The 26,349-nt window shown below is 71.1% G+C and carries 35 protein-coding genes and 1 tRNA gene; 32 read left to right on the top strand and 4 right to left on the bottom strand.

Going from position 1 to position 26,349, the window contains the following annotated elements; translation table 11 throughout:
- Positions 1-84: 84 nt before the first annotated feature.
- From CcI49_RS42160 to CcI49_RS23310, 19 genes are read left to right on the top strand one after another with little or no spacing between them, the layout of a single operon-like run.
- Positions 85-252 carry a hypothetical protein gene (locus CcI49_RS42160; protein WP_158230799.1) on the top strand — a complete coding sequence of 56 codons (168 nt, stop codon included), beginning with the start codon at positions 85-87 and terminating at the stop codon, positions 250-252.
- Entirely contained in the window at positions 252-590 is a 339-nt protein-coding gene (locus tag CcI49_RS23390) for a hypothetical protein (RefSeq protein WP_076829233.1), read from the top strand. The genes CcI49_RS42160 and CcI49_RS23390 overlap by 1 nt, the downstream gene beginning before the upstream one ends.
- The gene (locus CcI49_RS23385) at positions 590-1,021 is read left to right on the top strand and encodes a hypothetical protein (protein WP_076829231.1); all 432 of its coding nucleotides are present in this window, start codon (positions 590-592) and stop codon (positions 1,019-1,021) included. The genes CcI49_RS23390 and CcI49_RS23385 overlap by 1 nt, the downstream gene beginning before the upstream one ends.
- The gene (locus CcI49_RS23380) at positions 1,018-1,287 is read left to right on the top strand and encodes a hypothetical protein (RefSeq protein WP_076829229.1); all 270 of its coding nucleotides are present in this window, start codon (positions 1,018-1,020) and stop codon (positions 1,285-1,287) included. Before CcI49_RS23385 ends, CcI49_RS23380 begins: the two co-directional genes overlap by 4 nt.
- A complete protein-coding gene (locus CcI49_RS23375) occupies positions 1,280-1,594 on the top strand; it encodes a hypothetical protein (RefSeq protein ID WP_076829227.1) in 315 nt (104 codons plus the stop codon). Before CcI49_RS23380 ends, CcI49_RS23375 begins: the two co-directional genes overlap by 8 nt.
- On the top strand, positions 1,587-1,853 hold the full coding sequence (locus tag CcI49_RS23370) for a hypothetical protein (RefSeq protein ID WP_076829224.1): 267 nt from the start codon (positions 1,587-1,589) through the stop codon (positions 1,851-1,853). The genes CcI49_RS23375 and CcI49_RS23370 overlap by 8 nt, the downstream gene beginning before the upstream one ends.
- Entirely contained in the window at positions 1,850-2,218 is a 369-nt protein-coding gene (locus tag CcI49_RS23365; protein WP_076829222.1) for a hypothetical protein, read from the top strand. Before CcI49_RS23370 ends, CcI49_RS23365 begins: the two co-directional genes overlap by 4 nt.
- The gene (locus CcI49_RS23360; RefSeq protein WP_076829219.1) at positions 2,211-2,495 is read left to right on the top strand and encodes a hypothetical protein; all 285 of its coding nucleotides are present in this window, start codon (positions 2,211-2,213) and stop codon (positions 2,493-2,495) included. The genes CcI49_RS23365 and CcI49_RS23360 overlap by 8 nt, the downstream gene beginning before the upstream one ends.
- Positions 2,492-3,223 (top strand): exonuclease domain-containing protein, encoded by a 732-nt coding sequence (locus CcI49_RS23355; RefSeq protein WP_241840203.1) that lies wholly within the window; start codon positions 2,492-2,494, stop codon positions 3,221-3,223. Before CcI49_RS23360 ends, CcI49_RS23355 begins: the two co-directional genes overlap by 4 nt.
- Positions 3,220-3,630, top strand: a complete 411-nt coding sequence (locus CcI49_RS23350; RefSeq protein ID WP_076829217.1) for a hypothetical protein — start codon at positions 3,220-3,222, stop codon at positions 3,628-3,630. The genes CcI49_RS23355 and CcI49_RS23350 overlap by 4 nt, the downstream gene beginning before the upstream one ends.
- A complete protein-coding gene (locus CcI49_RS23345) occupies positions 3,627-3,965 on the top strand; it encodes a hypothetical protein (RefSeq protein WP_076829216.1) in 339 nt (112 codons plus the stop codon). Before CcI49_RS23350 ends, CcI49_RS23345 begins: the two co-directional genes overlap by 4 nt.
- Positions 3,965-4,204, top strand: a complete 240-nt coding sequence (locus tag CcI49_RS23340) for a hypothetical protein (protein WP_076829215.1) — start codon at positions 3,965-3,967, stop codon at positions 4,202-4,204. The genes CcI49_RS23345 and CcI49_RS23340 overlap by 1 nt, the downstream gene beginning before the upstream one ends.
- A complete protein-coding gene (locus tag CcI49_RS23335) occupies positions 4,204-4,611 on the top strand; it encodes a hypothetical protein (RefSeq protein WP_076829214.1) in 408 nt (135 codons plus the stop codon). The genes CcI49_RS23340 and CcI49_RS23335 overlap by 1 nt, the downstream gene beginning before the upstream one ends.
- Complete coding sequence (locus tag CcI49_RS23330; RefSeq protein WP_076829213.1) at positions 4,611-5,666, top strand: hypothetical protein; 1,056 nt, start codon at positions 4,611-4,613, stop codon at positions 5,664-5,666. The genes CcI49_RS23335 and CcI49_RS23330 overlap by 1 nt, the downstream gene beginning before the upstream one ends.
- Entirely contained in the window at positions 5,666-6,913 is a 1,248-nt protein-coding gene (locus tag CcI49_RS23325) for a hypothetical protein (protein WP_076829212.1), read from the top strand. The genes CcI49_RS23330 and CcI49_RS23325 overlap by 1 nt, the downstream gene beginning before the upstream one ends.
- Positions 6,910-7,443: a WhiB family transcriptional regulator gene (locus CcI49_RS23320; RefSeq protein WP_076829211.1), complete on the top strand. Its 534-nt coding sequence runs from the start codon at positions 6,910-6,912 to the stop codon at positions 7,441-7,443. The genes CcI49_RS23325 and CcI49_RS23320 overlap by 4 nt, the downstream gene beginning before the upstream one ends.
- The gene (locus CcI49_RS42155; RefSeq protein ID WP_158230798.1) at positions 7,440-7,598 is read left to right on the top strand and encodes a hypothetical protein; all 159 of its coding nucleotides are present in this window, start codon (positions 7,440-7,442) and stop codon (positions 7,596-7,598) included. Before CcI49_RS23320 ends, CcI49_RS42155 begins: the two co-directional genes overlap by 4 nt.
- Positions 7,598-7,864, top strand: coding sequence for a hypothetical protein (locus tag CcI49_RS23315; protein WP_054566054.1), 267 nt, complete (start codon positions 7,598-7,600; stop codon positions 7,862-7,864). Before CcI49_RS42155 ends, CcI49_RS23315 begins: the two co-directional genes overlap by 1 nt.
- Before the next feature lie 60 nt (positions 7,865-7,924).
- Entirely contained in the window at positions 7,925-9,271 is a 1,347-nt protein-coding gene (locus tag CcI49_RS23310; RefSeq protein ID WP_131831156.1) for a hypothetical protein, read from the top strand.
- A gap of 186 nt (positions 9,272-9,457) precedes the next feature.
- Here CcI49_RS23310 and CcI49_RS23305 read toward each other — a convergent pair.
- Together CcI49_RS23305 and CcI49_RS23300 are read right to left on the bottom strand one after the other, a co-directional pair.
- Positions 9,458-9,531 (bottom strand) — tRNA-Pro (locus CcI49_RS23305).
- Positions 9,532-9,802: 271 nt separating this feature from the next.
- Positions 9,803-10,324, bottom strand: a complete 522-nt coding sequence (locus CcI49_RS23300) for a hypothetical protein (RefSeq protein WP_235497822.1) — start codon at positions 10,322-10,324, stop codon at positions 9,803-9,805.
- Positions 10,325-10,720: 396 nt separating this feature from the next.
- Here CcI49_RS23300 and CcI49_RS23295 point away from each other — a divergent pair, with 396 nt between their 5' ends.
- On the top strand, positions 10,721-11,659 hold the full coding sequence (locus tag CcI49_RS23295; protein ID WP_076829441.1) for a class F sortase: 939 nt from the start codon (positions 10,721-10,723) through the stop codon (positions 11,657-11,659).
- A gap of 90 nt (positions 11,660-11,749) precedes the next feature.
- On the opposite strand, the gene CcI49_RS23290 is transcribed toward CcI49_RS23295, so the two are convergent.
- Together CcI49_RS23290 and CcI49_RS23285 are read right to left on the bottom strand one after the other, a co-directional pair.
- Entirely contained in the window at positions 11,750-13,105 is a 1,356-nt protein-coding gene (locus tag CcI49_RS23290; RefSeq protein WP_076829209.1) for an ATP-binding protein, read from the bottom strand.
- Between the two features lie 26 nt (positions 13,106-13,131).
- Positions 13,132-13,791, bottom strand: coding sequence for a response regulator transcription factor (locus CcI49_RS23285; RefSeq protein ID WP_076829208.1), 660 nt, complete (start codon positions 13,789-13,791; stop codon positions 13,132-13,134).
- Between the two features lie 143 nt (positions 13,792-13,934).
- On the opposite strand from CcI49_RS23285, the gene CcI49_RS23280 reads away from it, so the two are divergent.
- The 12 genes from CcI49_RS23280 (at position 13,935) to CcI49_RS23225 (ending at position 26,269) form a co-directional block, all read left to right on the top strand.
- A complete protein-coding gene (locus tag CcI49_RS23280) occupies positions 13,935-14,780 on the top strand; it encodes a hypothetical protein (RefSeq protein ID WP_131831155.1) in 846 nt (281 codons plus the stop codon).
- 1,055 nt (positions 14,781-15,835) lie between these two features.
- Positions 15,836-16,903 (top strand): C40 family peptidase, encoded by a 1,068-nt coding sequence (locus CcI49_RS23275; protein ID WP_076829438.1) that lies wholly within the window; start codon positions 15,836-15,838, stop codon positions 16,901-16,903.
- 151 nt (positions 16,904-17,054) lie between these two features.
- Positions 17,055-17,675 (top strand): CDP-alcohol phosphatidyltransferase family protein, encoded by a 621-nt coding sequence (locus CcI49_RS23270; RefSeq protein ID WP_054566061.1) that lies wholly within the window; start codon positions 17,055-17,057, stop codon positions 17,673-17,675.
- Between the two features lie 19 nt (positions 17,676-17,694).
- Positions 17,695-20,211 (top strand): mannose-1-phosphate guanyltransferase, encoded by a 2,517-nt coding sequence (locus CcI49_RS23265; protein WP_076829206.1) that lies wholly within the window; start codon positions 17,695-17,697, stop codon positions 20,209-20,211.
- A gap of 95 nt (positions 20,212-20,306) precedes the next feature.
- Positions 20,307-21,185, top strand: coding sequence for a DUF881 domain-containing protein (locus tag CcI49_RS23260; RefSeq protein WP_076829205.1), 879 nt, complete (start codon positions 20,307-20,309; stop codon positions 21,183-21,185).
- Positions 21,182-21,532: a small basic family protein gene (locus CcI49_RS23255; RefSeq protein ID WP_054566063.1), complete on the top strand. Its 351-nt coding sequence runs from the start codon at positions 21,182-21,184 to the stop codon at positions 21,530-21,532. Before CcI49_RS23260 ends, CcI49_RS23255 begins: the two co-directional genes overlap by 4 nt.
- Positions 21,529-22,317, top strand: coding sequence for a DUF881 domain-containing protein (locus tag CcI49_RS23250; protein ID WP_235497824.1), 789 nt, complete (start codon positions 21,529-21,531; stop codon positions 22,315-22,317). The genes CcI49_RS23255 and CcI49_RS23250 overlap by 4 nt, the downstream gene beginning before the upstream one ends.
- A gap of 40 nt (positions 22,318-22,357) precedes the next feature.
- Positions 22,358-22,738, top strand: coding sequence for a glycine cleavage system protein GcvH (gene gcvH / locus CcI49_RS23245; RefSeq protein WP_054566550.1), 381 nt, complete (start codon positions 22,358-22,360; stop codon positions 22,736-22,738).
- A 521-nt stretch (positions 22,739-23,259) separates the two neighbouring features.
- Complete coding sequence (locus CcI49_RS23240) at positions 23,260-23,805, top strand: FHA domain-containing protein (protein WP_006540372.1); 546 nt, start codon at positions 23,260-23,262, stop codon at positions 23,803-23,805.
- 16 nt (positions 23,806-23,821) lie between these two features.
- Positions 23,822-24,631 carry a MerR family transcriptional regulator gene (locus CcI49_RS23235; protein ID WP_076829435.1) on the top strand — a complete coding sequence of 270 codons (810 nt, stop codon included), beginning with the start codon at positions 23,822-23,824 and terminating at the stop codon, positions 24,629-24,631.
- A gap of 158 nt (positions 24,632-24,789) precedes the next feature.
- On the top strand, positions 24,790-25,275 hold the full coding sequence (locus tag CcI49_RS23230; RefSeq protein ID WP_006540374.1) for a bifunctional nuclease family protein: 486 nt from the start codon (positions 24,790-24,792) through the stop codon (positions 25,273-25,275).
- A gap of 367 nt (positions 25,276-25,642) precedes the next feature.
- On the top strand, positions 25,643-26,269 hold the full coding sequence (locus CcI49_RS23225; protein ID WP_006540375.1) for a MerR family transcriptional regulator: 627 nt from the start codon (positions 25,643-25,645) through the stop codon (positions 26,267-26,269).
- Positions 26,270-26,349 lie beyond the last annotated feature (80 nt).

Here is a 26,349-nt window from a genome sequence, read left to right as displayed (position 1 = left end):
ACCCGGCCGAAACGTCTCACCTGAGAGGTGGAGAACTTGCCCCAGCATTACACAGTGGGACTCGCGCGTGACCGAGTCACCACCGTGACCGAGTACGCAGCCTGGGACGGCCAGGCTGACAGCCCCGCGCATGCCCAGGACCTAGCCGAGCATGCTCCCCTCGCGTGGGCACCGGGCGAGCCCGAGGTCGTCGAAGTCGGCCCCGTCGGAGTGGTCGGCATCGGCGTCATGACCGAGCCGTCGGAGGCGTGATGTCGGCGGACCTCGACACCCGCATCATCGCCGCCGAGGCGACCTTCGTGCATCACGCGCAGGAAGCCATCAAAGCCGGCGCCCACCTTGCTGACCTGGTGATCGAGCGCGTTGCGGCCGTCGTGCGGCAGGTCTGGCCGCAGGCCACCGAGGTCACGGTGGACTCCGACAACAATCTGCACTGGGTCTTTTCCGGGGATCTCCGGCTCGCCGATGACGGGGACGAGCGCTTCGAGGATGTCGCCGAGCAGGTGCGCGACGACCTACTCCTCATCGGTCAAACCGGTCGCTTCGCCGACGACGACCGCGTCGTGAACTTCGACGGGGCGGGGTCGTGATGTACGGACCGATCCACTGGGCGACCGGCATCACGGTCAGTGCCAATGAGCGACCCGACGGCGCCGTCCGCTGGGGCGCCACGGTGGCGTTCTACGACGGCGGGTTCGTCGACACCGAGGACGTGGACGCCGGCGACATCTCCACCGAGGGCGAGATTCGCACCAAGTACTGCGTCGCCAGCACCGAGACCGCCGACGGCCTCACCGTCGCGATCGACACGATCAAGGCCGACGCTAACCGGCTTGGCATCGAGTTCCGTGGCCACTTTCCGGGCTCAGCTCCGGCGCTCTACGTCAACGGCGACGGGGAGTGGCCGGACGTCTGGCTCCCCGAGAACTGGCGCGGACGGCTCGCCGAGCAGGCGCGGCGGCTCGGGTGGCGCACCTACGGCGACCCCACCGGACAGGGCCATGATCGGGGTACCCGATGACCACCTGGCGCTACAGCAAGATGCCGGACGGTCGGACCGTCGACGCCCGCGTCAGCACCCTGCTCAACCTGGCGCGGATCGGCGACCTGTTCGAGTGTCCCGCCGAGACGGCCGACGCCCGGCTGTGGATCATCACTCGCGACCCGGAGGCCGGCAGGCTCATCCTCCAGGTCGAACCGAAGCGCAACGGCATAAGAGTGGTCGACCTCCACGAGGTGCCGGCCGACATCATCCCGTTGTGTCGCGGGGGTGGTAGCCGTGGCTGACTCCTCCGCCCGAGCCGAGCGCCTCGTCGCGCTGCTGCACCACCGCCATCCGGACCGGGCCGCCGCGCTGGACCCACGAGGCATCCGCGCCGGCACCGCGAGCGACCCGGTGGGCCAGATCTACGGAACTGCCGACCAGGCCGGCTACGACCGCGCGCTCCACGACCTCGGCATCCACACCGACCCGAGCGTCTACGGGCTGACGGCCCGCCACTCCACCGACACCCCGGACGGACTCGATAGCGCGTTGAGCGGGGCCGTCGAGGACTTCCTGGCCCAGGGGCACCTGGAGGACTTCCATGACTGATCAGTTCAACTTCGGAGAGCACCCACATCGTTACGGGATCGCCCGGCGTGGTCACGACGACAGTTGGGCCGTCCTGAACGGCGGTACCGGTTGGGACACCGCCGAGGTCCTCAACCGCGACGGGCAGTGGGAGTGGGAGCCCCGGCCGTCCGAGCGGACCGAGGACTTCGTCGCCCGCACCCGATTCCCGTTCGACGAGGCCAAGGCCCTCGTGGACGAACTGCTGGAGGATGACAGCAGCCAGGACGGCAAGATATGAGCGCCGCGCCGACCCGTCCCCACCTGGGCGAGATCGAGCACCGCCTGCTCGCCGGGCAGGCCACCACCGACGACGTGATCGACCTGATCGCCGAGGTGCGGCGGCTGCGCGGCGTCGAGGACTTCGCGGCCGGGATGCTGTTCGACTCGGTGGTCACCTTCGAGGGCTCCACCATGTCCCCCCTGGACCTGCTGGAGCAGTACAACCCGCACCTGCGCCGCCGCTTGGCTGATCTGCGCCGGGCCGCCGCGTACACGCCGGAGCACGTGGACACCGCGCTGGCGCTGGCCGGTGCCAGCCGCGAGCCCGAGCCGGTACGAACGGGCATCACGCGCCGGTGGCACCGGGGGGCTGGCCGTGACTGACTTGACTCGGCTCGCACACCTCGCACTCGATGACGCGGTTGTCGCTGCGGAGCGCGTCCAGCGCGCCTACGAAGGCAAGGCCTGGGGCCGGGGTTCGGCGCCAGACCGCCACGACTCGCAAGTCCTCTTCGCGCTGACGTGCCGCGACCTCGTCGCGTCCATCGACGCACTCCCGCCACACGAGCAGCCCGTCGGCTGGCAGATCGACTGGGAGACTRCCGCCCACTCCGACGCGTACGGCGATGGAGTCTCCCCACGCGGCAGGGAGGTGCCGTGACCCCGGACCTGCCCGCGCCATGGCTGGCCCGGTTCGGGGTCGTCGACACCGAGACCACCGGGGTGGACGTCGAGACCGACCGCATCGTCCAGGCCGCCTGGGTGGAGATGGGGCCGGAGGGCCCCGTGGACACCCACTCCTGGCTGATCAATCCGGGGAAGGAGATCGGTCAAGGGGCGATCGACGTTCACGGGATCACCAACGAGCGCGCCCGAGCCGAGGGGGTCGAGCCGGCCGGCGCTGTTCTCCAGGTGGCCGAGCGCATCGAGAAGTTCCGCGCCGAAAGGCTGCCGGTGGTGGCGTTCAACGCCACCTTCGACCTGACCCTGGCGGACCGGGAGATGCGCCGGCACCACGGCCGCGCGCTGGACCTCACTGGCATCCGCGTGATCGACCCGATGGTGCTGGACCGGGCCTGCGACATCCACCGCAACCACGTCAAGGGCGGCAAGCGCCGGCTGTCCGAGCTCGCCCGGCACTACGACGCGCGGCAGGTCGGAGCCCACGACGCGCTGGCGGACTGCCTTACCACCGCACGGGTGCTTTGGCGCATCGCGCAGCGGTACCGGCATCTGCGCGAGATGACCCTGGACCAGCTCGTGGCGTTCCAGACCCAGGCCAACCTCGCCTGGGCGATCAACACCGAGCTGTACCTGAACAGGCAGGGCCGACCCGACATCGAGATCGACGGCTCCTGGCCCTACAGACCGCTAAAGGACACGGCGTGAGCATCCGCCGCCTGCTGACCTCGCGCGGCCCGAGTCTCGAGCGTCAGCAGACCATCGCCATCCACGAGGCCGGGCACGTGGTGGCCGCGCGCATGCTCGGCGCCACCGACATCACAGTGCCCGTCGACCGTCGTGGTGGTGGCTTCTGGTTCGCTGCCACCTCGGAACTGGACGAGGCCGTGATCCTCCTGGCTGGCCAGCAGGCCGAACTGGTGCTGACGGGCCGGGACTCTGGTCGTTCCGAATACGACCTCCGGCAGGCTCGCCGCGCCCTGCGCAGGACCGGGGTGGACCTGGACGCGGCGGGCAAGACTGCGGCCGAGCTGGTGCGCGGTGCGCGGCTGGACATCGAGTCCGAGGCCGCGCGGCGGCTGGACGTCGCCACCATCGGAAGGCGCGCGGCATGACCACCGCGACGCGCCCGCGCGCTCGCCGTACCAGTACGGGAGCCGACACCAGCAACCCGCTGCGTCCGAAGGCGCTGTCCTACTACCGGGACTGCCGCCTGCTCATCGGCAAGGTCCAGTGGGACGACGACTCCGTGCGCCCAGCCGTCATCCGTGCCCGGATCGCCGCCAACCCGAACGCCCCCGGCGGGTCGGAGGTGAGGTTTGTCGAGCGCAGCGAGAAGACCGGCTGGGTCTGGACCTGCACCCTGCACACCCAGCAGGCCGCCTGCTCCTGCCGCCTGTCCGTGCAGATGTTCACCGGGTGGGAGCACCTCGGCGGGAGGGCCGCCTGATGCGCCCCGGAGGTCGCTTCGACAGCACCTTCTACCGGGACGGACGGCCGGGCCGGCACGCCACCCGGGCCGCGGCGCTGGCCGACGCGCTCGACGAGGCGGCCGAGGACATCGAGCCGGCGCCCGGACCGCCGGGCACCCCGGAGATCTACACCCGCCTCGGCGACGAGGGTCGCCTCGGGTTCGACCCCTACCTGAACACGTGTGCCGCCGCCAGCGCGCCGGAGACGGAGAACTGATGGACCGCGTCAAGCGCACCTACCCACGCCACGGCAGCGGCCCCGAGCACCACTGGATGCTCGCCAGCCCCGCCGGTGTCCTCACCTTCTGCGTCATCGAGTGCACCGACCTGGCGCTCGCCCACGCCATTGTTGACGGCACCCCCTGGAGAAGCTGGGGCATCGACGCCCACCTCCCCGCCAGCCGGTGCGCCGACGCCAGCCCGGGGCACGTCCACATGGGCCTGGACGAATGCGGGCTCCTCGACGGCGTGCCGTGCTGCATCAGGAACTCCTGGGCGAGCGACGGGCAGCAGCTTCTCGATCGCTGGCTCTCCGGTGGGCGCGACGACGGCCTGATCTGGGCCCAACTGGAACGTCACTGGCCCCACATGGTCACTGCGAACGTGAAGGACGAAGGGGCCTGATGGGCGGCCGACGTAGCGAGGACCGCTACTACCGGGCGTTCTGGAAGCCGGAACTACTGCTGCCCTCGGCCACCACGATCATCGGCGACGTCAGCGGTCCGGGCGGCCTGCCGTACTGGTACGGCCTGGAGGCCGGGCGGTACGCGGTCGCCCGGCACGACGAGATCGCCGAGCTGATTGCCCAGGGCGACGAGAAGAGGGCCATCGCACTGATCGCCGGGGCGGCGGAGCGTATCAAGAACGAGGCCGCCGACCTGGGCAAGCTGTTCCACCGGGTGGCCGATGCGAAGGTCCGCAACCGGAACCTTCCCCTCACCGAGGAGGAAGAGGAGGCCGTCGCCCCCTTTGAGGCGACCATGGACCGCTTCATCGACGAGATGCAGCCCACCTACCGCTGGACGGAGACCACCCTTTACCACCGCCGTCTGCTTTACGCCGGCACCGGGGACTGCTGCCTGGAGTTCGGGGTGCCACTGCCAGTGGTGGTGCGCCGCAAGCTGGTCGGGGAGTTCCCGCCCGGCTCCCTGCTGATCGGGGACTACAAGAGCGGCAACAGCGTCCGCGACGGGGCCGGGATACAGGTGACGTCCTACGGATCGTGCACCCACATGGGTCTGCGCGACGCCACCAACACCATCGTCGAGATGCCCCCGGTGGCCGGCGGCGCTGTCATCCACATCCGTCCGGACGGCTACCGGGTGCACGGCGTGCTGATCACCCCGGAGATGCGCGCCGGGTGGGTGCACGCCCGGCGCTGGTTCGAGGTGCAGCGCCACATACTGCCGGCGTCCATCGGTATGGGCGTGCGCGCGGGCGGATTCCGCGTGGACGACTTCACCTCGATCGACATCCGGGTGCGTAACGCGCTCGCCCTCCGTGGAGTGTCCACGCTCGCGGACCTGGAGGCATTCGGCCCGGAGAAGCTCCTGGACATCAAGCACGCCGGACCCACCACGGTGGGAACCGCGCGGGAAATCCTGGCCATCGAGGGCCGGGAATGGCCTCTCGGGCCGGACGAGACCACGGAAACCACCCAGGAGAGGGGGGCTGCCTAATGCCCATCCTGTTGCCGGAGATCCTGAACATGCAGCAGCGGGGCGTGCTGGAAGGCCAGCTCCGCATTGGTAGGTCCAATCCCGGGAAGAACGGTGGCAAGCAGCCCGTCAAGCTCAAGACCTGGCGCATCACCTCTCCCTCCAAGAAGTCCGTCGAGGCCGCCGCAGAGAAGTTCGGTGGACGGGTGGACCGGTGGGATTCCGACCAGGGCCTCCAGTGGGAGGTGATTACCCCGCTGGAGGCGCTGCCGGTGGACTTCGGCGGAGTCAGCGGCGCGGTGGACCAGTGGATGACCCACTTCGACCAGGGCATTCTGATGCGCCGCTGCACCGGTGGCGAGGGCGCGGTTAACGAGGTCTCCGGGCGCCCATGCGAGTGTCAGGCGGCGGGCCGCCTGCTGTGCAAGCCGGAGACGCAACTGTTGGTGCGGTTCCTGGACCTGCGCGGCATCGGGTGGTGGCGCTTCACCTCGCGCGGCAAGTTCGTGGCCGCCGAATTCCCCGTCAAGGCCAACTGGCTGCGTAATGCGGCGGCCGAGCTGCGCAAGCGTGCCGAGAAGGAAGGAAAGGGCGGGGACTGGTTTCTGCCCGCGAAGCTGGTGATCCGGGAGATGAAGCTGCCACCCAAGACACCCGGCGGCCCGGGGCGGCGGTTCCCCGTGGTGGACATCGACATCGATGCGTCGGTGCTCGAAATCATGATGGGGGAGGGCGGCGGCACCGTCCAGGAGCTTGCCGCCGCGCGCCAGCAGGAGCGCCTCGCTCTCACCGCCGGCACCAGCGCGGGTCCGGCCGCGCTACCCGCTGGCTCCGGCGAGCCCGCGTCGAACCCGGGTGCCGCTCCGGCCAACGCGGTACCCGGGCAGCAGGCCGCGCCTCTCCCGCCGCGCCAGGTCACCCGGCCCGCGCAGCAGGCCCGGCCAGCGGCGCAGCCTCCCGCGGACCCGGCCGACCGTGCGCGGCAGGCCGCCGAGTGGGCGCGGAAGCCGGTTCGCACCCGCCAGCAGGTCATGGAGTTCCTGGAGAAGAACGCGACCGATCCAGCCATGGATGAGTTCCTGCCAGGCGAGGGCGACGAGCCGGACAGCACCCTGCGGGACATCCTGGGCGACCGACTCAAGGAGCTGAGCGAGGGCGTGAAGGAGCGCCCGGAGGGCTGGGACGAGGAGCTGGGCATGGCCGTCCCGGTGGACGCGGGTGTGTCGCCGGAGGAGATGGAACAGCTGGCCGCGGCGGCCTCGCCGTGACCAGCGAGACCGTGGACGGCCCGGCGTGTGCGGGTCATGTCGGGCTGTACGACCAGATCGCCGACCTGGGAGACCAGTCGCCGATGACCCTGCTGACCCGGGCGCGGCACGTCTGCGACAGCTGCCCGACCGCACTGGACTGCCACGCTGGCGCGGTTGAGCGCGGGGAGCAGTGGGGCATGTGGGGCGGGGTGGTGATGACCCCGCCGGCCGAGCCCACGCTGGACCAGCGGCTCGGGCTGCGCACCGGGCAGGAGATCGGCGACCTGGTGGAGGCAGTGGTCTCGGGCGAGCTGATCCGCCGTCACGAGGACCGGCGCGCCGCCTTGGCTCGGCTCTACCAGGAGGTGGAGATCGTGTCCCGGCGGCCGGAGTTCGCCTCCGTGGAGCACCCGCAGGTACCGATGGTGGCGGCCCGCCGGCACCACGGCGTGTCAGACCCGCTCTGGCTGGCCACGGTGCGTGCCCGCGCTGTGGCCGCGGCAGGGTCGGCCGGGGCCCACGACGACGAGTTCGCCGCGGCGTCATGACCGAGCCCGAGCAGTGGGCGCTGGACTGGGCCGAGGACGGGACCGTGCTCGCGCGGACCGTCCCGGCCCGGCCGGACGGCCCCGAGCCCATCCCCCTCGTGGAGGCGCTGGGCGAGCTGTGTGACCACCTGGAAATAACGGGAACGGAGAGCTGATGGCCACACGTGCCGCCAACGTGGGGCAGGACCGGGTTCCGCCCGGCCTGGCCCGCATCCTCGCCCCACTGGACGCCTATGACGGCGAGGAGCCATTCGGTGCCGTGACGGCCGCGCGCCTGCTCGACGTGGAGCCGCGGACCGTGACCTCTTGGGCTACCGCCCGCCAGCTGTCGGGTCTGCTGCTGTCCCGGTCGATCGGGTGGCGCTTCACGGTGGTGGACCTGCGGGAGTTCCTCACCCGTCGCTACTACCGGGCAAACTAGCGGACCAGCTGGTGACCGTCACCGCGGGTCACCCTCCAACCGCGGGCGGGTGGCGTCGAGGTGGGCCGGCGTTGGTGCTTACATAGACCGACAATGGCCTCCTTCGAAAAGCTGCCCGCCCGCTCGGGTGACGGCCTGCGCCGGATCCGGGTCAAGCTGGTTCGGGCCCACCATCGGGCGCCCACGGATCAGACCATGTGGCGCCCGATCTTCGATACCAAGGCGGCGGCGCGGTCCTGGGTGGTCAAGGCCGAGAAGCACTTGGACTACGGCCATGTGCCGGACTGCCTGTGCGAGTCGATGTCCTCCGCGTGCACAGGCCTGACTACTCCTGCCCCGCCGGTCGAGCCGCCGAAGCCCGCGTCCGAGACGCTGACCCTGACCACCTGGCGCGAGCGGTGGTGGCCCACCTACTGCCGGTCGACCCGGAAAGCTGCGCGCAGCATCGAGGAGACGGACCGGCGCTGGCGGCTGCACCTCGAACCCCGATGGGGCGAGAGCCCCCTGGCCACCTTCGACCGGCTCGACATCCAGGACTGGGTGGATGAGGAGCTCGCCGGATGGAAGGCGCCCGGCACGGTCGAGCTGATTTACAAGGACCTCCAGCTCCTGTTGTCCGCGGCGGCGGACAACCGCCCTCCGATCCTGACCTACAACCCCTGCTACAAGATTCGGCTCCCCGAGGGGAATGGCGCCGAGGCTATTCACACCGACACAGCCGGCATCGCGCGAATAGCCGATCGCTGTGACTTCTACCGGGACCTGGTGTGGTGCCTGTACGGCAGCGGGTGGCGTTGGGCTGAGATGGCCGGGCTGCGTAACGATCTGGTCGTCACCGGCAATCGCGATGCCGACGACAACGGGCCGTGCATCGACCGCGAGTCCGGGGTGCTGCGCATTCACCCGGAGCTAGGCTGCCTGGTCGAATCGAGTGGGAGTCTGGCCTCGGGCCCTCCGAAGACCCGCGGGTCTGCGCGGACCACCCCTGTCCCGGAGTTCGTGTTCGACATGATCGACGCGCGCTTGGACGTGATGCCGAAGAAGGGCGAGCGGGACTCGTTCGTCTGGCACGGCCCGCGCGGCGGACTGCTGCGGCGGTCCGGGTTCAACCGCCGGGTATGGCGGCCGGCATGTGACGGCCGCGAGGAGGAGCCGAAGCGGCGGGGAACGCCGGGGCGCCCAGCGTGGGATCCGCTTGTGCCTGGCATGAAGGTCCACGGCATTCGCCATTCGCACAAGGCGGTACTGGAAGCGGCTGGCATTCCCGACTCGGCCATCGAGGCCCGCCTCGGCCACAGCCGTGGCGGTCGGGGCATTTCCGGGGTCTACTCCCACGTGCTGCCCGAGACCGAGGATCGGATCGTGAAGGTGCTCCAGTCCCGCTATGAGGCCGCGATCCTGCTCTGAGCCGCCCCCGACACGCTACGTGATGTAGATCACACATCATGTCTGGGCTCCGTCGGCCCCTGAGTTCGACCCACCACTGCCCATGGGAATGGTGTCCGTGGGCAAGATCGAGAAAAGTTCCCATGGAGTGCCCATGAACGCCGAACGCCCCCTCCTCCGTGATCGGTGGAGAGGGCTTTTCCCCTGTCGGGACGACAGGATTTGAACCTGCGACCCCCAGACCCCCAGTCTGGTGCGCTACCAAGCTGCGCCACGTCCCGTGCTGACCAACGTTACCTTACCGGAAAACCGGCGCCTCGACCGTGCCGGGTGGACCCGGGGTGTGAGGTGAGGTGAGGTGCGACGCCGCCCCCAATGATCAGGGGTGGAGCCTGCCTGCGGTGCTGGTTGGCTGGCGCAACCGTATCGCATGGGGGATCGACCGCGTCCGTGGGGGTGGCGCGGGTGTCGTGGCTCGGCTGAGATCCGGGATCGGCCGGTGCGGCGAACGCACACCGGCCGATCCCATCCTCATTTCTGGGGAGGGTCGGCTCAGATGGACCCGTGCCCGCGACGACGCATCCCTGCGCCGATCAGGAGGGCACCGAGGCCGGCTCCGGCGATCGGCAGCAGCGGCGAGTTGTCCCCGCCGGCCGCGCCACCGCCACCGGCACCTACGCCGCCCACCGGGGCACCGCCTACGCCGACGCCGACCGCGCCACCTGCGATGACACCTGCGCCGACCGCGCAGTCGCGGTCCTTGTCATCCTTGTCGGCGAACCAGTCGTCCTTGTCGTCCTTGCCCTGGTCCTTGTCGTTGAACTTGTCGTCCTTGTCAAGGTCCTTGCCGTCCTTGCCGTCGACCTTGTCGTCGACCGCGGCGCGGGCTTCCTTGTCGTCCTTGTTGTCCTTGTCCTTGTCGCCGAAGATGTCCCAGTCGTCCTTGTCCTTCTGGTCGGCGCACTTGCCCTTGTCATCAAAGATGTCGGCGTGCGCGGCCGTCAGGCCCGGCCCGAAGGTGAGGATGACGGAAGCCGCGCTCGACATGGCGAGAAGCGCGGCGCTCCGTCCCATTCCCTTCCTCATTTGGTCCCCTCTCTCACGCATGGTGACTACCCGATCACTGCGAGTGACACCATAGCGAGGACTGGTCCGGATGGGACGCAGCGAGACGGCGTGGTGCGACAGGTTCGAACGGCCGTGGGCTCGGTCGCGGACGGTGTGGCATTCCATTGCGGGACTTGAGGTGAGCCGCGCTCCCTGTGCCCATCGCCCTCGCTTGGCCGATGTGGCTGGGGCTGGTGCGCGCTCTCGTGCGACGCGGCTCCTGACTACGGTCCGCATCCTCCTCGTGTCGTTAGCATCACGTTACGTAGTTCCTGGAGGTCGTCGCGGGAGATCGTCCCGGGAGGCTCCAGGAGGACGGAGAGCGCTGTGGGACGTGCGGAGTCGGGGCGGTTGCCGACGCGGATGACGTTTTCACGCCTCCTGCTCGTCGCGGGCGCGGTGCTGATCGTCGGAAGCGGGTTCCGCCTGGCCGATGTCGGTTCCGATGCTCCTTCGGACACGGAGCGTGTGGCGGTGAGCGGCCTGGGTGCGGACGTCGGTCGCGCCGGCGCGGCGGGCGCCCCGGGTGCTTCCGGCGCCCCGGGCGCGAGCGTGACGCCCCTGCCGACGCTCCCGCCGGTCGTGGTGACTGATCCGACCCGGGTGCGGATCCCCGTGATCGGCGTGGATGCCCCGGTCATCCGGCTCGGTCTCAACGCCGACGGCTCGCTGGACGTGCCGAAGAAGTGGGGAGAGGTCGGCTGGTACGACAAGGGCCCGGCGCCGGGCGCGATGGGGCCCTCGGTGCTCGTCGGCCACTACGACTCGACCTCTGGACCGGCGGTGTTCTACCGGCTGCGGGCGCTGCGTCCCGGTGACCAGATCGAGGTCTCGTCTCCGGATGGCCTGAAGACGACCTTCACCGTCGACCGGACCGAGGACGTGACCAAGAAGACGTTCCCGACCGATCGGGCCTACGGGCCGGTGACCCGTCCGGAGCTGCGTCTGATCACCTGCACCGGTGCCTTTGACGAGAAGACCAAGCACTACCTCAGCAACCTGATCGTCTACGCGCACGCCAACAGCATTGCCGCGACGCCTTCCACGGCTGTCGGACCAGCCGCGCCAGCCGCGCCCGGCGCTGCTGGCGGGACAGCGGCGGCGCCCGCCTCGACAGCTTCACCTGCGCCTGCTCCGGTTGGTCCCGCTCCGGCCGGCTCCCCGGCTCCGGCTCCGGCACCAGCCGGTCCGGCGCCGGCGGTGCTGCCAGGCCCGACGGCCCCTGCCGGCGGGCCTGCGGCGCAGTCGTCACTGCTGGTGGTTCCGAGCAGGCCGGTCTCGGCAGTGCCAGGTGCGCACTAGCGGCAGGGTGTCCCGATGGCGGTGATGGCATTGTGCTGGGGACGAGGGTCTCCCGAGGGCCTCAACCGGCCGGTGCCGGCCACCGTCGCCTCACCCGGACGGTGTCACGGCACCCGGCCGGGAAGCGGAACGGGCTGGCCGGCCGGGCGGCGCGAGCTTGGAGCTCGCCGGTGGCGGTGGCTGGGCCGGCAGGAAGACATCCATCTCCAGGCCGCCTTCGGGCCGGGACACGGCCCGGACCGAGCCGCCGTGGGCGCGGGCGATCGAGGCGACGATCGACAGGCCGAGGCCGGCACCCCGCTCAGGACTCCATGATCCCCGCCCGGCCCGGCTGAACGGCTCGAACAGGTCGGCGGCCGAGGACAGAAGCACCGGCGGGCCGGTGTTGGTGACGGACAGGACCGGATCCGCACCTTCGCGTACCCACACCGTCCCGCCAGGCCGGTTGTACTTGATCGCGTTGTCCACCAGGTTGGAGACCAGCCGCTCCAGCAGCAGCCGGTCGCCCCATACGGCGTAGGCCGGGGCCGCGGCACGGTCTCGGCCCGTGTGCTCCCAGCGCAGGTCCACCCCGGCCGCGGTGGCGACCGGGCGGTGCATGTCGACGACAGCGGCGACGACTTCGCCGATGGGCACCGCCTGCCGGGAGGCGAGCCCACGGTCGCTGCGCGCGAGCACCAGCAGTCCCTCGATGAGCGCCTCGACACGTACGTTCAAGGTCAGCAGGCGGGTGCCCAGATCGTGCAGGGCCGGATCGGCCCCGGGCCGCTCCATCGCAACCTCGACAAGGGTTCGCTGCGCGGCCAACGGGGTGCGCAGCTCGTGCGACGCGTTGGCCACGAACCGGCGCTGGCTGTCGAAGGACCCAGCCAGCCGATCGAGCATCTCGTCGAAGGCGTCGGCCAGCTCGGTCAGCTCGTCGCGCGGTCCGCGCAGCCGGATCCGGGCGTCAAGGTTGTCCGCGCCGAGCCGGCGGGCCGTCGAGACCACCGCGTGCACGGGCCGCAAGGTCCGGTCGGCGGCCACCCACCCCAGCAGCAGCGCGAGGACCAGCGTCGCCCCGATCGCCACCCCGGACTGCACCAGCAGGGTGTTCAGGACGTCCCCGCGATAGCTGCGGACCGCGCTCACCACGGTCAGCGTGCTGGAATCCGGGCCCGGACCGGGCACGCCGACACCGAGTCCCGGCGACACGGGATCTCCGGGCGACACGAGATCTCCGGGCGACACGGGATCTCCGGGCGCCGCGAGATCTCCGGGCGCCGCGGACTCCGGTGCTCCGGGCGCCTCGGCGGCCGAACCGGTTGTGCCGAAGGCGGATCCGGCCGCGATGGCCGCCGACGGCAGCGCGGCGCGCACCAGGACGTAGTTGACGGCCAGCAGCACCACACCGCTGAGGAGGAACAGGCCGCCGCACATCAGCGCGAGCCGGACCTTGACCGACATCGCCCTCGGCCGGGGCCGGTGCCGCCTCAGCTGCTCAGGCGGTACCCGACCCCGGCCACCGTCTCGATCACCGGCGGCGATCCCAGCTTGCGGCGCAACGTCATCACCGCCATCCGTACCGCGTTGGTGAACGGATCGACGTTGGAATCCCACGCCTTCTCCAAGAGCTCCTCGGCACTGACCACAGCCCCGTCGGCCCGCATGAGAACCTCCAGGACGGCGAACTCCTTGCGGGAGAGCAGGATGAAACGACCGTCCCGGGACACCTGGTGCCGCGGCACGTCCAGCTCGACACCGGCGCGGCGAAGTACCGGCGGCACCGCGGCACGGGCCCGCCGGCCCAGCGCCTGCACCCGGGCGACCAGCTCCGCGAACGCGAACGGCTTGGTCAGATAGTCGTCGGCGCCCACCCCGAACCCGTGCACCCGGTCGGCGACGTCCCCCGCAGCAGTCAGCATGATGACCCGGGTGTCGCCGCCGGCGGCCACCACGGCCCGGCAGACATCGTCACCGTGCACCTTGGGCAGATCCCGGTCGAGCACGATCACGTCGTAGGGATGGAGCGCTGCCAGCTCCAGGGCGCTCGCCCCGTCCCCGCAGGTGTCCACCGCCATGGCCCGCTGGCGCAGGCCCTCGGCGATGGCCTCCGCCAGGATCACCTCGTCCTCGACCACCAGGATCCGCACGCAGCCGCCTCTCCACCTACGTCGATCATCGACCGGCGGTCATAAAGAGAGCGTAAGCGGCGACGCTTACGGGACCCGGATCGTCCGGTCACTAGATCTGTTCGTGGCCGGCGAAACCGCGCCGGCCACGAGTGAGGTGACAGATGAGACGACACTGGTCCGCGCGTGTGATGATCGGGACGGCGCTCGTGCTGGCGGCCTGCACTGGCAGCACCGCCGCAGCGATGGCGGCCGGGCCCGCGGGCACGGGCACGCCTGAATCCGGTACGGCAGCGCCCGGTGCGCCGGCCCTGCCGCCGGGCAACGACGACTACACCCGGTGCCTGAAGGAGAACGGTGCCCAGGTGCAGACCGAATCGGCGGGAAGCCATCGGCGAACGGTGCGCCTGATGATCGATTCCGAGCGCGGGTCGAAGGCGGTGGATGCCTGCCAGCAGTACGCGCCCGCTCCCGGCGCCATCGGTGGCCCGCCCTCGATCGAACCACTGACCGCGGAGCAGAACGCGACCGTCACGAAGTGCCTGCAGGACGCCGGGGTGACCTTCCCCGCTCCCGGCACCACGCAGGTACTGGGCCTTCCGCCGGCGGACGGGCCGGTCGTCGCCGGTTCGGGTTCCGGTCCGACCGTCGTGCCCGGCCCGGGCGAAAGCGGCGGTACCGGCAGCGGCGGTACCGGCAGCGGCGGCGCGGCCGGCAGCGGTGCGGCCGGCCGCGGCGGCCCGGTGCTCCATGGCGAGTGGGGTTCCGAGGAGGGCCCGGTGCTGCACAGCGACAGCGACCCGGATTCCGATGAGGGCCCGGTGTTCGTGGGCGAGGCGGGGCCTGGCGACGGCCCGGCACCTGGCCTCCCCGATGCTCCCGACCCGAAGGTCACCAGCGCGCTCGGTCAGTGCGCGCAGGAGGCCGGCCTGCCCGGTCTCGCTCTGGAAACGCGCTCAGCGGACGGGACCACCACATCGGTGGTGGTCGTGAGCGCGGCCCGCGAGTAGGCCGAACCTGCGTCCCAGCCGCGTCAGGTGTGCACCGGTTCGGCCCGTTACCGGACCACCGAGCACGCCTGACGCGGCTTCGACCTGCTCCGTGGTCGCCCAGGCGAACGGCACCCCCGGTCGGTGATCGCCCGGACCARCATGGCGATCGCGGGGCGGGGCCTGGTCCCGGAATCGACCCGGCAGCGGGACCCGCGGCGGTTCCCGGTGGGTCGCCAACGGTGGGAATTCCATTCAGTGGTCCTGCTCTGGTCTTCCGGGGGCCGGGGATGCGCAGGGTGGCGGCGCGGCCCGATTCCGGCACGTCGGTGTGTGATTCGCGTGGCCAATGTGTATTGCCTGGGCGCTGCCGGCTTGCCGGTGTGGCGGCGATGGCACTGCCGGCGGTACACGGGGGTGTTCGGGTGATGCACCACCAAGGGTGGGATCCGCGGTCTACGGACGGCCTCCGCATTGTGTTTCGAACGCATTGCCTGGAGGCGGCGCGCAGGCGCTCGCCAGGGGTGTCGGACCGCGGTCTGGGCGGTGGCGCTTCGGTCGCCGCCGATGGCCGTCCGGGCCGCCGTCCACCTCTGCGGGTGCCGTCGGATTCCCTATACCAGGCAGGCTCCGCAGGGCATTGCCCGGGCTGGGAGCGTGGGTCGATCCGGGCGGCGCCCGGCCGGTTCGCTCCGACAGAAAGTAAGCGGGTATTTCCGCATCGTGATCGAAGGGTGTGGTGGGCGATTGTTGTGTGGGGGGTGATTGTCGGCCGACTGCAGAAGTCCACTATCTTCAGCATCGGCACCTGCGCGCAGATCTAATCGAGAGTGCCGAGCACCGCCCGATGTATGTAAAGCGTCAAGCCGAAGCGCCGCGTCCTGCCCCCGGCCTGACGACCCCTCCGAGACAGGTGGGGCAGGACGAGGGATGTCGGCTGCCGGCAAGCGGGTACCCCCGTGCCCGATCTGCTGGTCGACCGGTCCGGTCCCGTCGGCCGATCGCGGCCGGTGGGACGGCGCGTTGCCGAAACCTGGCAGCGTGTGTCGCAGGCGCCGGAGAGAGAAGGACTCGCGTTGCCCCGTCGCGGAATTGCCTGGCTGCCTGAGGACTGGGACCAGTTCGTCAAGGGGCGGCAGCGCTCCTCGAACGTCCGATCCGGCACCGGCTCCCGACGAGGTGGCCAGCCGCCCCGTCGCGCTGCGACGATCGCCGCCTTCACGACCGGGACGCTCGCCGCGTCCACCGCCGCGTTCGCCGCGACGGTGCCTTCCACGCCTGACACCTCCGCCTCCCTTGAGCCGGGCACGACCCAGACGGCGTCCGTACTGCCGGGCCAGGGCCAGAGCAGCCCCGAGGACGAGGCCGCGGCGGCGGCCGCGGCCGCCGCCGCTCCGCTGGCGGGGGCGATCGCCGCCTCCGAGCCGATCTTCACGAACATCGAGCTGACCACCGACGGCTCCACCGTGGCTCCGAACGCGCCGGTGGTCCTCACGGTCCGGGCCAGAGAGGCGAGCGGCACCCCGCTGGGTAACCAGCAGGTCCGCGTCGTGGTGGTGAACGGGCCGAAGTGGCAGACCACCCGGGCGCTCACGACCGACGCCAACGGCCAGGCCCAGATCACCGCGCGGCTGCTCAGCACGACCACGATCACCGCGGTGTTCGACGGCACGAGCGCGCTGCGGCCGTCGGTCGCCACGTCGGCCACGATCACCATCAAGGCACCGACGACGACGTCGTCGTCGTCGCGTTCCAGCGTCAGCCAGGCGATCCCCTCGGTGATCCCGGGCAGCTCCATCGGGGAGAAAGCGGTCTACCTGGCCTCGCTGCAGAAGGGCAAGCCGTACGTGTGGGGGGCGGAGGGCCCCTACTCGTTCGACTGCTCAGGGCTGGTGCAGTACGTCTTCAAGCAGCTCGGCCGATCGTTGCCGCGTACGGCGCAGGGGCAGTACAACGCCTCGACCCACGTCCCGCAGTCCGGCAAGCAGCCGGGCGACCTGATCTTCTACGGTACCGAGAACAACATCTACCACGTGGGTATCTACGCGGGGAACGGCTACATGTGGGCCGCGCCGCAGACCGGTGGTGTGGTGTCGCTGCGGCCGATCTACAGCTCCACCTACAAGGTCGGGCGGATCATGTGATGGCGGCCCGCCGCGGACGACACCCGATGACCTCAGCGACACACATCCGCTAGCGTCAGGGCACGACCCGCGTCCCGAGGTCGGCGCGCGAGGCCGTTGGCGCCGTCGGTGCCGCCACGCGCATGGCCGGGTCGGGGAGGAGGGACTCGGCGTGACGGCGGCTACGCAGGCCTCCGACCGGATCTGGACCATTCCGAACCTGCTGTCAGGTCTGCGGCTGCTGGGCGTCCCGCTGTTCCTGTGGCTCGCGCTCGGGCCGGAGGCGGACGGCGCGGCACTCGGGGTGCTCGCCTTCGCCGGCGTGAGCGACTACCTCGACGGCAAGCTCGCCCGGGTTCTGAACCAGACCAGCCGCCTCGGGGTGATGCTCGACCCGCTGGCCGACCGGCTCTACATCCTCGCCACGATCGTCGCCCTCACCCTGCGCGACATCGTCCCGTTGTGGTTCGCGGTACTGCTCGTCGCCCGGGACGCCGCACTGCTGCTGCTGGTGCCGATCCTGCGCCGGCTCGGTGTCGGTACCGCCCTTCCCGTCCACTACCTGGGCAAGGCCGCGACCTTCAACCTGCTTTACGCCTTCCCGCTGCTGTTGCTGTCGGCCGGCGATTCGTGGCTGGCCACGGCGGCACGTCCGGTCGGGTGGGCGTTCGCCATCTGGGGTGTCGCCCTGTACTGGTGGTCCGGCCTCCTCTACTTCGAACAGGCCCGCCGCCTCGCCGTCGAACGCGCACGGCCGGTGGCGTCCGCGACGTCCGGGAAGATCGGGAGGTAAGGCCGTGAGAGCCGTCGTCATGGCGGGCGGCGAGGGCACCCGGCTGCGGCCGCTGACCGCGAACCTGCCGAAGCCGCTGCTGCCGGTCGTCAACCGGCCGATCATGGAACATGTCCTGCGCCTGCTCAAACGGCACGGGTTCGACGAGACCGTCGTGACGGTCCAGTTCCTCGCGGCGATGATCCGGAACTACTTCGGGTCCGGTGACGAGCTGGGCATGCACCTGTCCTACGCCACCGAGACGACCCCGCTGGGTACCGCCGGCAGCGTCAAGAACGCCGAGGACGCGCTGCGGGACGAGCAGTTCCTCGTCATCAGCGGCGACGCGCTGACCGACATCGACCTGACCGACCTCGTCGCCTTTCACCGGGAGCAGGGCGCGCTGGTCACCGTCGCGCTCAAGTCGGTGCCGGACCCGTTGGAGTTCGGCATCGTCATCGCCGGCGAGGACGGGCGGATCTCCCGTTTCCTGGAGAAGCCGACCTGGGGCCAGGTGTTCTCGGACACGGTGAACACCGGCATCTACGTGATGGAGCCGGAGGTGCTCGGGTACGTCCCGGCGGGCGAGGCGGTCGACTGGTCGGGGGACGTCTTCCCGCGGCTGGTCGAGGCCGGCGCCCCGGTCTTCGGCTACGTCGCCGGCGGCTACTGGGAGGACGTGGGCACCATCGCCAGCTTCCAGCGGGCCCAGGCCGACGTGCTGAACCGGCAGGTGGACGTCGAGATCGGCGGTTTCGAGCTCTCCCCGGGCGTGTGGATCGGCGAGGACGCGGACGTGCATCCGGACGCCGTCCTCAAGGGCCCGCTGATGGTCGGTGACTACAGCAAGGTCGAGGCCGGCGCGGAACTGCGCGAGTTCACCGTGCTCGGCAGCAACGTGGTGGTGAAGCGCGGCGCCTTCCTGCACCGCGCGGTCGTCCAGGACAACGCGCTGATCGGGCCGCGGACGAACCTGCGCGGCTGCGTGATCGGCAAGAGCACCGACGTGCTGCGGGCCGCGCGTATCGAGGAGGGCGCGGTCATCGGGGACGAGTGCGTCATCCAGGAGGAGGCGTTCGTCTCCCACGATGTCAAGGTGTACCCGTTCAAGACGATCGAGGCCGGCGCGGTCGTCAACACCAGCGTGATCTGGGAGTCGCGCGGGCAGCGCTCGCTGTTCGGGCCGCGTGGCGTCTCCGGGCTGGTCAACGCGGAGATCACGCCCGAGCTGGTGGTGCGGCTGACCAGCGCGTACGCGACGACCCTGAAGAAGGGGACCACCGTCACGACGGCCCGTGACGGCTCCCGGGCCGCCCGCGCGCTCAAACGTGCGGTGATCAGTGCGCTGACGGCGGGCGCGATCAACGTCCGTGACCTGGAGGTGGCCCCGCTGCCGGTCGCGCGGTTCGACGTGCGGACCTCCGACGCGGCCGGCGGCATCATGCTGCGCTCCAAGCCCGGCGACGCGGAACGTATCGACATCGTCTTCCTCGACGCGGACGGCCACGACCTCTCGCCGGCCGCGCAGCRCAAGCTCGACCGGGTCTTCAGCCGGCAGGAGTTCCGCCGGGCCTTCCCCGGCGAGATCGGCGACCTGCGCTTCCCCGCGCGCACGGCCGACGTCTACAGCCAGGATCTGCTGGACCGGGTCGACACCAGCGGGCTGGCCGAGGCGGATCTCAAGGTGGTCGTCGACCCGTCCGGGGGAGCGGCGTCGCTGCTGTTGCCGACGCTGCTCGGCCGGCTCGGCGTGGATGTCCTGACGGTCAACGGCCGGCTGGACGAGACGTACCCCGAGCGCGGTGCGGCGCAGGAACGCCGGGCTCTGGACCGGCTCGGCGCGCTGGTGGCGAGCTCGCGGGCCGCCTTCGGGGTCCGGTTCGACCACATCGGTGAGCGGATCACGATCGTCGACGAGCGCGGTGACCTGATCAGCGACGAGCGGGCGCTGCTGGTCATGCTCGATCTGGTCGCGGCGGAGAACCGCGGGGCCACGGTCGCGGTGCCGGTCGCCACCACGCGGGTCGCCGACCAGGTCAGCCGGTTCCACGGGCTGACCGTGCGGCGGATGCCGATGTCGGGCGCGGGGCTGTCCAAGGTCGTCGAGGACGAGCGGGTCGTGTTCGCGGCCGACGGCAAGGGCGGGTTCGTCGTTCCCGAGTTCGCGCCGGTGATCGACGGTCTCGCCGCGTTCATCCGGCTGGTCGCGCTGGTCGCGCGGACCCGGCTCACCCTGAGCGCGATCGACGCGCGGATCCCGCCGGTGGCGATGGTCCGGTCCTCGGTGCCCACGCCGTGGGCGGAGAAGGGACTGGTCATGCGCCGCGTCGTCGAGTCGGTCGGCGGTGACTCCGAGACACAGGTGGACACGACGGATGGTGTGCGGGTCGTGAACCCGGATGGTTCGTGGGCGCTCGTGCTGCCGGACCCGTCCGAGGCTGTGACCCACCTGTGGGCCGAGGCCGCCGACCTGGGCGACGCGCAGCGGCTCCTTCGCCGTTGGAGCGCCGTGGTGGAGGCCACACCACCGGTGGAGGCCACCACCGGCCAGCGCTGACCGGTCGGCCGCGAGCTGTGTCGGCCCGCCGGCGCGGGGCGGAGGCTGCGGAACGCGGCGGGGAGGTCACGGCTCCGGTTCGGGCATCGGCAAGAATGCCGGATGTGCAGGCACGGACCCAGACGGCGCTCGAGCGGGTGGCCGCGACGGCGCTCGATCCGGGCTACGCGCAGGCGTCGGCGGGTCGTCCACCCGCCCGCCCGGGGCGTCGGCGGGGGTCTCGTCGCGCGCGGCGCAACCGCTGGCATTCGCTCGCGATGCCGCTTGCGCTGCTGCTGACGGGGCTGCTGACGGCACTGACCATCCGCCAGGGGGTGGCGGCCCTGCCGGCGGGGGAGCGGCTGCGGGCGCGGCTGAGCGCCGAGTACGAGTCGCGCTCGGCGCACCGGGACGACCTGGCCGCCGACGTGCGTGAGCTCCGTTCGGCCATCGCGGACCTGCACGCGCGCCAGCGGTCCGCCGACGACGCCTGGGACACCGCCACCGCACGGATCGGCGCGCTGGCCGCTCCGGCGGGGCTGACGGCGGCCCGGGGCCCGGGGGTGCGCCTGACCCTCACCGACCCGGCGGCCGGCCCGCCCGCGGACGCGGGGAACCCGCGGCCGACGGCGGAGCTGACGCCGGGCGGCCGGCTCGCCGACCACGACCTGGCCGACATGGTGAACCTGCTGTGGAGTGCGGGTGCCGAGGCGGTGGCGGTCAACGGTGTTCGGCTCACCGCGCTGAGCGCGGTACGCGCGGCGGGTGACGCGATCCTGGTGGGGCTCAGCGCGGTCGAGGCGCCCTACGTCCTCGACGCCATCGGCGACTCCGCGGCGATCGTGTCCCGGGTGTCGGCCGCGCCGGTCACCATGCGGCTGCGTACCCGGGCCGGCGCGCCACCGGACGCGGTGACGATCGCCCGGCTCGGCGCGGTGACGCTGCCGGCGGCCGCGGACCCCAGCCTCCGATACGCCCGAGGGAGTGGATCATGACACGTGCGGCCGCGATCACCGGCCTGGTCGCGATCGTCGTCGGAGTCCTCGCCGGGCTGCTGGCCACACCGCAACCGCCCGGGTGGCTGGATCCGTATCTGCCGGTCGCGGTCCTGGCCGCGGTCGACGCCGCGGTCGGAGGGCTGCGCGCGGCGCTGGAGCGCCTCTTCTCCGACCGTGTCTTCGTCGTGTCCTTCCTGTCGAACGTCGTGCTGGCGGTCGCGCTCGTCGCTCTGGGCGACGCGCTGGGTGTCGGGGGTGCGCTCTCGACCGCGGTGCTCGTCGTGTTCGGGATCAGGATCTTCACGAACGCCGGCACGATCCGTCGTCTGGTGCTGAAGTCGTGACGACAGACGGTGTGGTCGGCCCCGCCCCGCCCCCGGCTGCCCTGCCCCCGCCAGCCCCGGCTGTCGCCTCCCCGACTGTCGGGAACGGGACACCGGGCGGTGGTTCCCGGCTTCGCCTCGTTCGGCTCGCGTCGATCCTGATGCTCGCGCTGCTCGGGTTCGGGGTCACCGTCGTGATCCGATCGGCGGACTCGGCGGACCATCTCGCCCGGGTGCGTCCGGACGAGCTCGCGAGCCGGCTGGACAGCCTCTCGATCGGTGGGCAGCGGCTACAGGTCGAGGCGAGCGGGCTGCAGGAGACCCGTGCGGCGCTCGCGGACGACGGCCGCGCCCAGGCCGAGCTCGACCGGGCCCGTCAGGAGGCCGACACGCTGGCGGTGCTCGCGGGGACAGCCCCGGTCACCGGGCCGGGCCTCACGCTCACGGTCAGTGACCCACGCGGCAAGGTCGACGCCTGGATCCTCGTTGACGCGCTCCAGGAGCTGCGGGACGCCGGCGCCGAGGCCATCGAGCTGTCCGGGGTGCGCGTCGTGGCCTCGACCTACATCATCGACGCCCCTGGCGGGGGGATGACGGTGGACGGCGCCACCGTCGCCGCGCCCTACGTACTGCGCGTGATCGGGGAAGCGCACACACTTGCCCAGGCGATGCGGATCCCCGGCGGGGTGCTCGATACGGTAGCTACCCGGGATGGCGCGCAGGCCGAGATCACGAACTCCGACCGGATCGAGATCGGGGCCCTGCGCACCGTGCCGAGCCCCCGTTTCGCCCGTCCGGCGGACTGATCGGCCGGTGTTCGACACCACGACCCAGGAGGCGATTGCGCTGTATCCCGACGACCTGAAATACACCCGTGAGCACGAGTGGGCCCGGGCCGACGGGAACCGGGTGCGTGTCGGTATCACCGCGTACGCCCAGGAGGCGCTGGGTGACATCGTCTTCGTCTCGCTGCCCGAGGTCGGGGAGGAGGTCTCGGAGGGTGAGCCGTGCGGCGAGGTCGAGTCGACCAAGAGCGTGTCGGACATCTACGCGCCCGTCGCGGGCACGGTCACCGCACGCAACGAGGTGCTGTCCTCCGCTCCGGAGCTGGTGAACTCGGACCCGTACGGCGACGGCTGGCTGGTCGAGGTCACGGTGGCGGATCCGTCGGTGCTCGGTGAGCTCCTCGACGCGGCGCAGTATCGGGACTACGTCAAGGAGCAGTGAGTCCTCTCCGCCGTCGGCTCCGGCGTCGGTTCCGGCCTGCTGCGGCAGCGCCCGACCGGCGTGCGACGGAGAAGGCTCAGCAGACCGGCTTCCGGAAAAGTCAGGCGATCCGTACACGCATCGTGGCAGGCCGGTCATGAGTCGGCCGTGCATAGCTGCTCGGAGTGGCGCTCATCGTCGGTGCTGTGGCTATCTGTCCGATATGTCGGCTCGGACGGATTGTCAAGCGGCCTGCGCTCGCCGCATGCGTCCGGTGACGCCACGCCGAACAATCGCCCGACGCATCCTTTTCACGACGGTGCTCCTGATGCACTAGCCTCGGAGTGCGCCGTGACGGGATCGGGTGCGGCCACTGCCGCGTTCGACCGTCCGCGTGCGGTGATGGCTCGGGTACCTCGGGTTTCGCCGGGTACTTCGGGTCCACCCCTGTCGGGCACCACTCCAGCCGCCGTGAGGGCGGCGGACCGAGCGGCCGGCCACCCGCGTGCGTTGCGGGCGACCGGCAGGAAGCGGACGAGACTGTGTTCTGCACGAGGTGCGGCCAGCAGAACCCGTCCGACGCGCTGTACTGCGCGCGGTGCGGGTCGCCTCTGGTACGTCCGGGCGAGCCCGTGGCGCCGGAGCGACCCGCGGAGCAGACGTCGACCCTGAACCTTGCCGCGGCCCTTTCCGGTATCGAGGGCGACCATGTCGACGACTCGACCGAGCGCGACGCCGTCGCCGCGGTCGATGCGCTTCCGCCGGGCTCCGCCCTGCTTGTCGTCAAGCGGGGGCCGAACGCGGGTAGCCGGTTCCTGCTGGACGCGGACCTCACCACGGTCGGGCGCCATCCGGAGAGCGACATCTTTCTGGACGACGTGACCGTTTCCCGCCGGCATGCCGAGTTCCACCGCTCGCCCTACACGAAGGGTTTCTCCGTCCGTGACGTCGGCAGTCTCAACGGCACGTACCTGAACCGCGAGCGGATCGACTCCGCCGAGCTGACCGGTGGGGACGAGGTCCAGATCGGCAAGTTCCGCCTGGTCTTCCTGACCGGTGCGACCTACGGCGGGGTCGGCGTCCGGTGAGCGGGGGTACGGCGCGGTGAGCGGCGGCGGCGCCGCGGCGGAGTCGATGCGCCCGTCGGTCCGTGCGGAGGAGTTCAGGCCGGGCGTGGCCCGGCGCAGTCCGTCCACCCGGGCCGAGGACGCCGCGAAGACGCTGAACATCGGCGAGGTCCTGGACCGGCTGCGAGCCGAGTATCCCGACATCACCCTCTCGAAGATCCGCTACCTGGAGTCCGAGGGGCTGGTCGAGCCGGCACGCACCAGCTCCAACTACCGGAAGTACTCGCTGGATGACGTTCTGCGGCTTCGGCATGTTCTGCATGCCCAGCGCGAGCGTTACCTCCCACTCCGGGTGATCAAGGAAGAGCTGGCCGCGCTGGACCGCGGCGACACCGCGCTGCCCCGCCCGGGGCCTCGGGCTGTCCCGGACCGCCCTGTCGGGCATGGCCTGGACGCCCTGATCGGCGCCGAGCGGGTCCGTCTGTCGCGCCGGGAGCTGCTGGCCGCCAGCGGCCTGGACGACGACGTCCTCGCCGAGCTGGAAAGCAACGGGCTTGTCGGGCCCATCGCCGGCGGCGGGTACTACGACTCCGACGCACTGCTGGTGGCCCGTACCGTGGCCCTGCTCGCCTCGCACGGCGTCCAGGTGCGCCACCTACGTGCCGCCCGTGCCGCGGCGGACCGTGAGGCAGGTCTCATCGAGGCCGCCGTCGCACCGCTGCGCTCCGGGCGGCTGGGAGAGTCCGACGGGCGCGCCGCGCAGACCGTCGACGAGCTTGCGACGCTGCTGGTGCGCATGCATGCCGCACTGCTGCGTACCCGGCTTGCCGCGAGCCGGTCGGGGTAGCACATACCCACTACGCACATGGTGCGAGTCCGTACGGAAAGTGAGAACCGGCGGGCGCGCTGACGCGGGGCGGTAGCGGGGATACTGTCTCCTCGTGGGGTTTTCCGGCTCCGGTCACAGCGTCCCACCCTGCCCCACCTGCGCTAGGAGGTAGATCGGTGCATCGGCTGGACATCGTCGGCGTGCGTGTCGAGCTTCCGTCGAAGCAGCCGATCGTTCTGCTCAAGGAGGTGGGGGGCGAGAGGTACCTGCCGATCTGGATCGGAGCGGTCGAGGCCACAGCCATCGCCTTCGCCCAGGAGGGCATCACGACGGCCCGCCCGATGACCCACGACCTGATGCGGGACGTCCTGCGCGCCCTGCAGACGGAGCTGACCCAGGTCACCATCACCGACCTGCAGGACGGCGTGTTCTTTGCCACCCTGGTCTTCGGTAACGGGGTCGAGGTCTCCGCCCGGCCCTCGGACGCGATCGCCCTGGCCATGCGGATGGGCGCGCCCGTGTACGGCGTGGAGGCGGTGCTGGCGGAGGCCGGCATCACGGTCCCCGAGGAGCAGGAACAGGAGCAGGAGAGCGAGCTGGAGAAGTTCCGGGAGTTCCTGGACACCATCTCGCCGGAGGACTTCAACACGCCGGGCTCGTGATCATCGGTAGGTTCGGCCGGCCCGCTGGTCGCGGCCACGGCCGAGCCCCCGTCCGATGTGTCCAAAACGCGGGTGTTTCGCCAAAATAAACCCGAACTCCGCTGTTTGACGCCCGCATGTCCACTGGACGACGGACACGCCGGCTTGGATCATTGAAGGGACGATGCCCCGCCCCTACGGTCGGGCGAACCGGTTGCCGAGCCAGTGGTTGGCGGGGCACCGGGGTTCACCGCCGCGCAGGGGAGCGCGCGCTCATGTCGCGGCGCGTCGGGCTGCGCGACGCGCCTCGGCGCGGCGGCGGTGACGGTGTGCGGCATCGTCGGCGGGCGGGCCGTGAGGCTCCCGGACTGTCCGGAGGATGGGACTGGTGAAGAGTGGCACCTCGATCGGGGCGGCCGCGCGGGTGGCGCCGGACGATGCGGATCCCCACTGGGGGGACGACGAGCAGGCGACCATGATCGAGCAGGGGCAGCTCTTCGGCGACGAGATACCGCAGCCGCCGGGGGACGATGTCGGCTACCGGGGGCCCACCGCCTGCGCGGCGGCGGGTATCACCTACCGCCAGCTCGACTACTGGGCCCGGACCGGGCTGGTGGCGCCGAGCGTGCGGGGTGCCAGCGGGTCCGGCAGCCAGCGGCTCTACTCGTTCCGGGATGTGCTGGTGCTGCGGGTCGTCCGCAAGCTGCTGGAAGCCGGGGTGTCGTTGCAGAACATCCGGGCGGCGGTGGAGCACCTGCGGACCAGGGGAGTGGCGGACCTCGCCCACCTGACACTGATCAGTGACGGCTCGACCGTCTACGAGTGCACCTCGGACGACGAGGTCATCGATCTCGTCCGGGGCGGCCAGGGCGTTTTCGCCATCGCGGTGGGCCGGGCCCTGGAGGACATGCGCGGCCAGCTCGCGGAGCTGCCCTGTGAGCGCCCTGGGCAGCCGGCGGCGGCCCATCCGGGCGATGAGCTGGCCCACCGGCGACGGCGGCGCAGCTCGGCCTGAGAGCCCGAGACCCTCGGCGGCCGGCCGCGGTCCGCGGCCCCGCCACCGCGAAAACTCGCTCGAGAACTGTCGGTGCCCTG

Source organism: Frankia sp. CcI49 (assembly GCF_001983215.1).
Taxonomy (GTDB): Bacteria; Actinomycetota; Actinomycetes; order Frankiales; family Frankiaceae; genus Parafrankia; species Parafrankia irregularis.
This window is presented reverse-complemented; position numbering and strand designations above follow the sequence as displayed.

Coding starts and splice junctions, on each gene's coding strand:
- CcI49_RS23390 (WP_076829233.1), top strand. CDS start 252: ATGTCGGCGGACCTCGACACCCGCATCATCGCCGCCGAGGCGACCTTC.
- CcI49_RS23385 (WP_076829231.1), top strand. CDS start 590: ATGTACGGACCGATCCACTGGGCGACCGGCATCACGGTCAGTGCCAAT.
- CcI49_RS23380 (WP_076829229.1), top strand. CDS start 1,018: ATGACCACCTGGCGCTACAGCAAGATGCCGGACGGTCGGACCGTCGAC.
- CcI49_RS23370 (WP_076829224.1), top strand. CDS start 1,587: ATGACTGATCAGTTCAACTTCGGAGAGCACCCACATCGTTACGGGATC.
- CcI49_RS23365 (WP_076829222.1), top strand. CDS start 1,850: ATGAGCGCCGCGCCGACCCGTCCCCACCTGGGCGAGATCGAGCACCGC.
- CcI49_RS23345 (WP_076829216.1), top strand. CDS start 3,627: ATGACCACCGCGACGCGCCCGCGCGCTCGCCGTACCAGTACGGGAGCC.
- CcI49_RS23340 (WP_076829215.1), top strand. CDS start 3,965: ATGCGCCCCGGAGGTCGCTTCGACAGCACCTTCTACCGGGACGGACGG.
- CcI49_RS23335 (WP_076829214.1), top strand. CDS start 4,204: ATGGACCGCGTCAAGCGCACCTACCCACGCCACGGCAGCGGCCCCGAG.
- CcI49_RS23330 (WP_076829213.1), top strand. CDS start 4,611: ATGGGCGGCCGACGTAGCGAGGACCGCTACTACCGGGCGTTCTGGAAG.
- CcI49_RS23325 (WP_076829212.1), top strand. CDS start 5,666: ATGCCCATCCTGTTGCCGGAGATCCTGAACATGCAGCAGCGGGGCGTG.
- CcI49_RS42155 (WP_158230798.1), top strand. CDS start 7,440: ATGACCGAGCCCGAGCAGTGGGCGCTGGACTGGGCCGAGGACGGGACC.
- CcI49_RS23315 (WP_054566054.1), top strand. CDS start 7,598: ATGGCCACACGTGCCGCCAACGTGGGGCAGGACCGGGTTCCGCCCGGC.
- CcI49_RS23300 (WP_235497822.1), bottom strand. CDS start 10,324: ATGGGACGGAGCGCCGCGCTTCTCGCCATGTCGAGCGCGGCTTCCGTC.
- CcI49_RS23295 (WP_076829441.1), top strand. CDS start 10,721: ATGACGTTTTCACGCCTCCTGCTCGTCGCGGGCGCGGTGCTGATCGTC.
- CcI49_RS23290 (WP_076829209.1), bottom strand. CDS start 13,105: ATGTCGGTCAAGGTCCGGCTCGCGCTGATGTGCGGCGGCCTGTTCCTC.
- CcI49_RS23280 (WP_131831155.1), top strand. CDS start 13,935: ATGAGACGACACTGGTCCGCGCGTGTGATGATCGGGACGGCGCTCGTG.
- CcI49_RS23260 (WP_076829205.1), top strand. CDS start 20,307: ATGCCGGATGTGCAGGCACGGACCCAGACGGCGCTCGAGCGGGTGGCC.
- CcI49_RS23255 (WP_054566063.1), top strand. CDS start 21,182: ATGACACGTGCGGCCGCGATCACCGGCCTGGTCGCGATCGTCGTCGGA.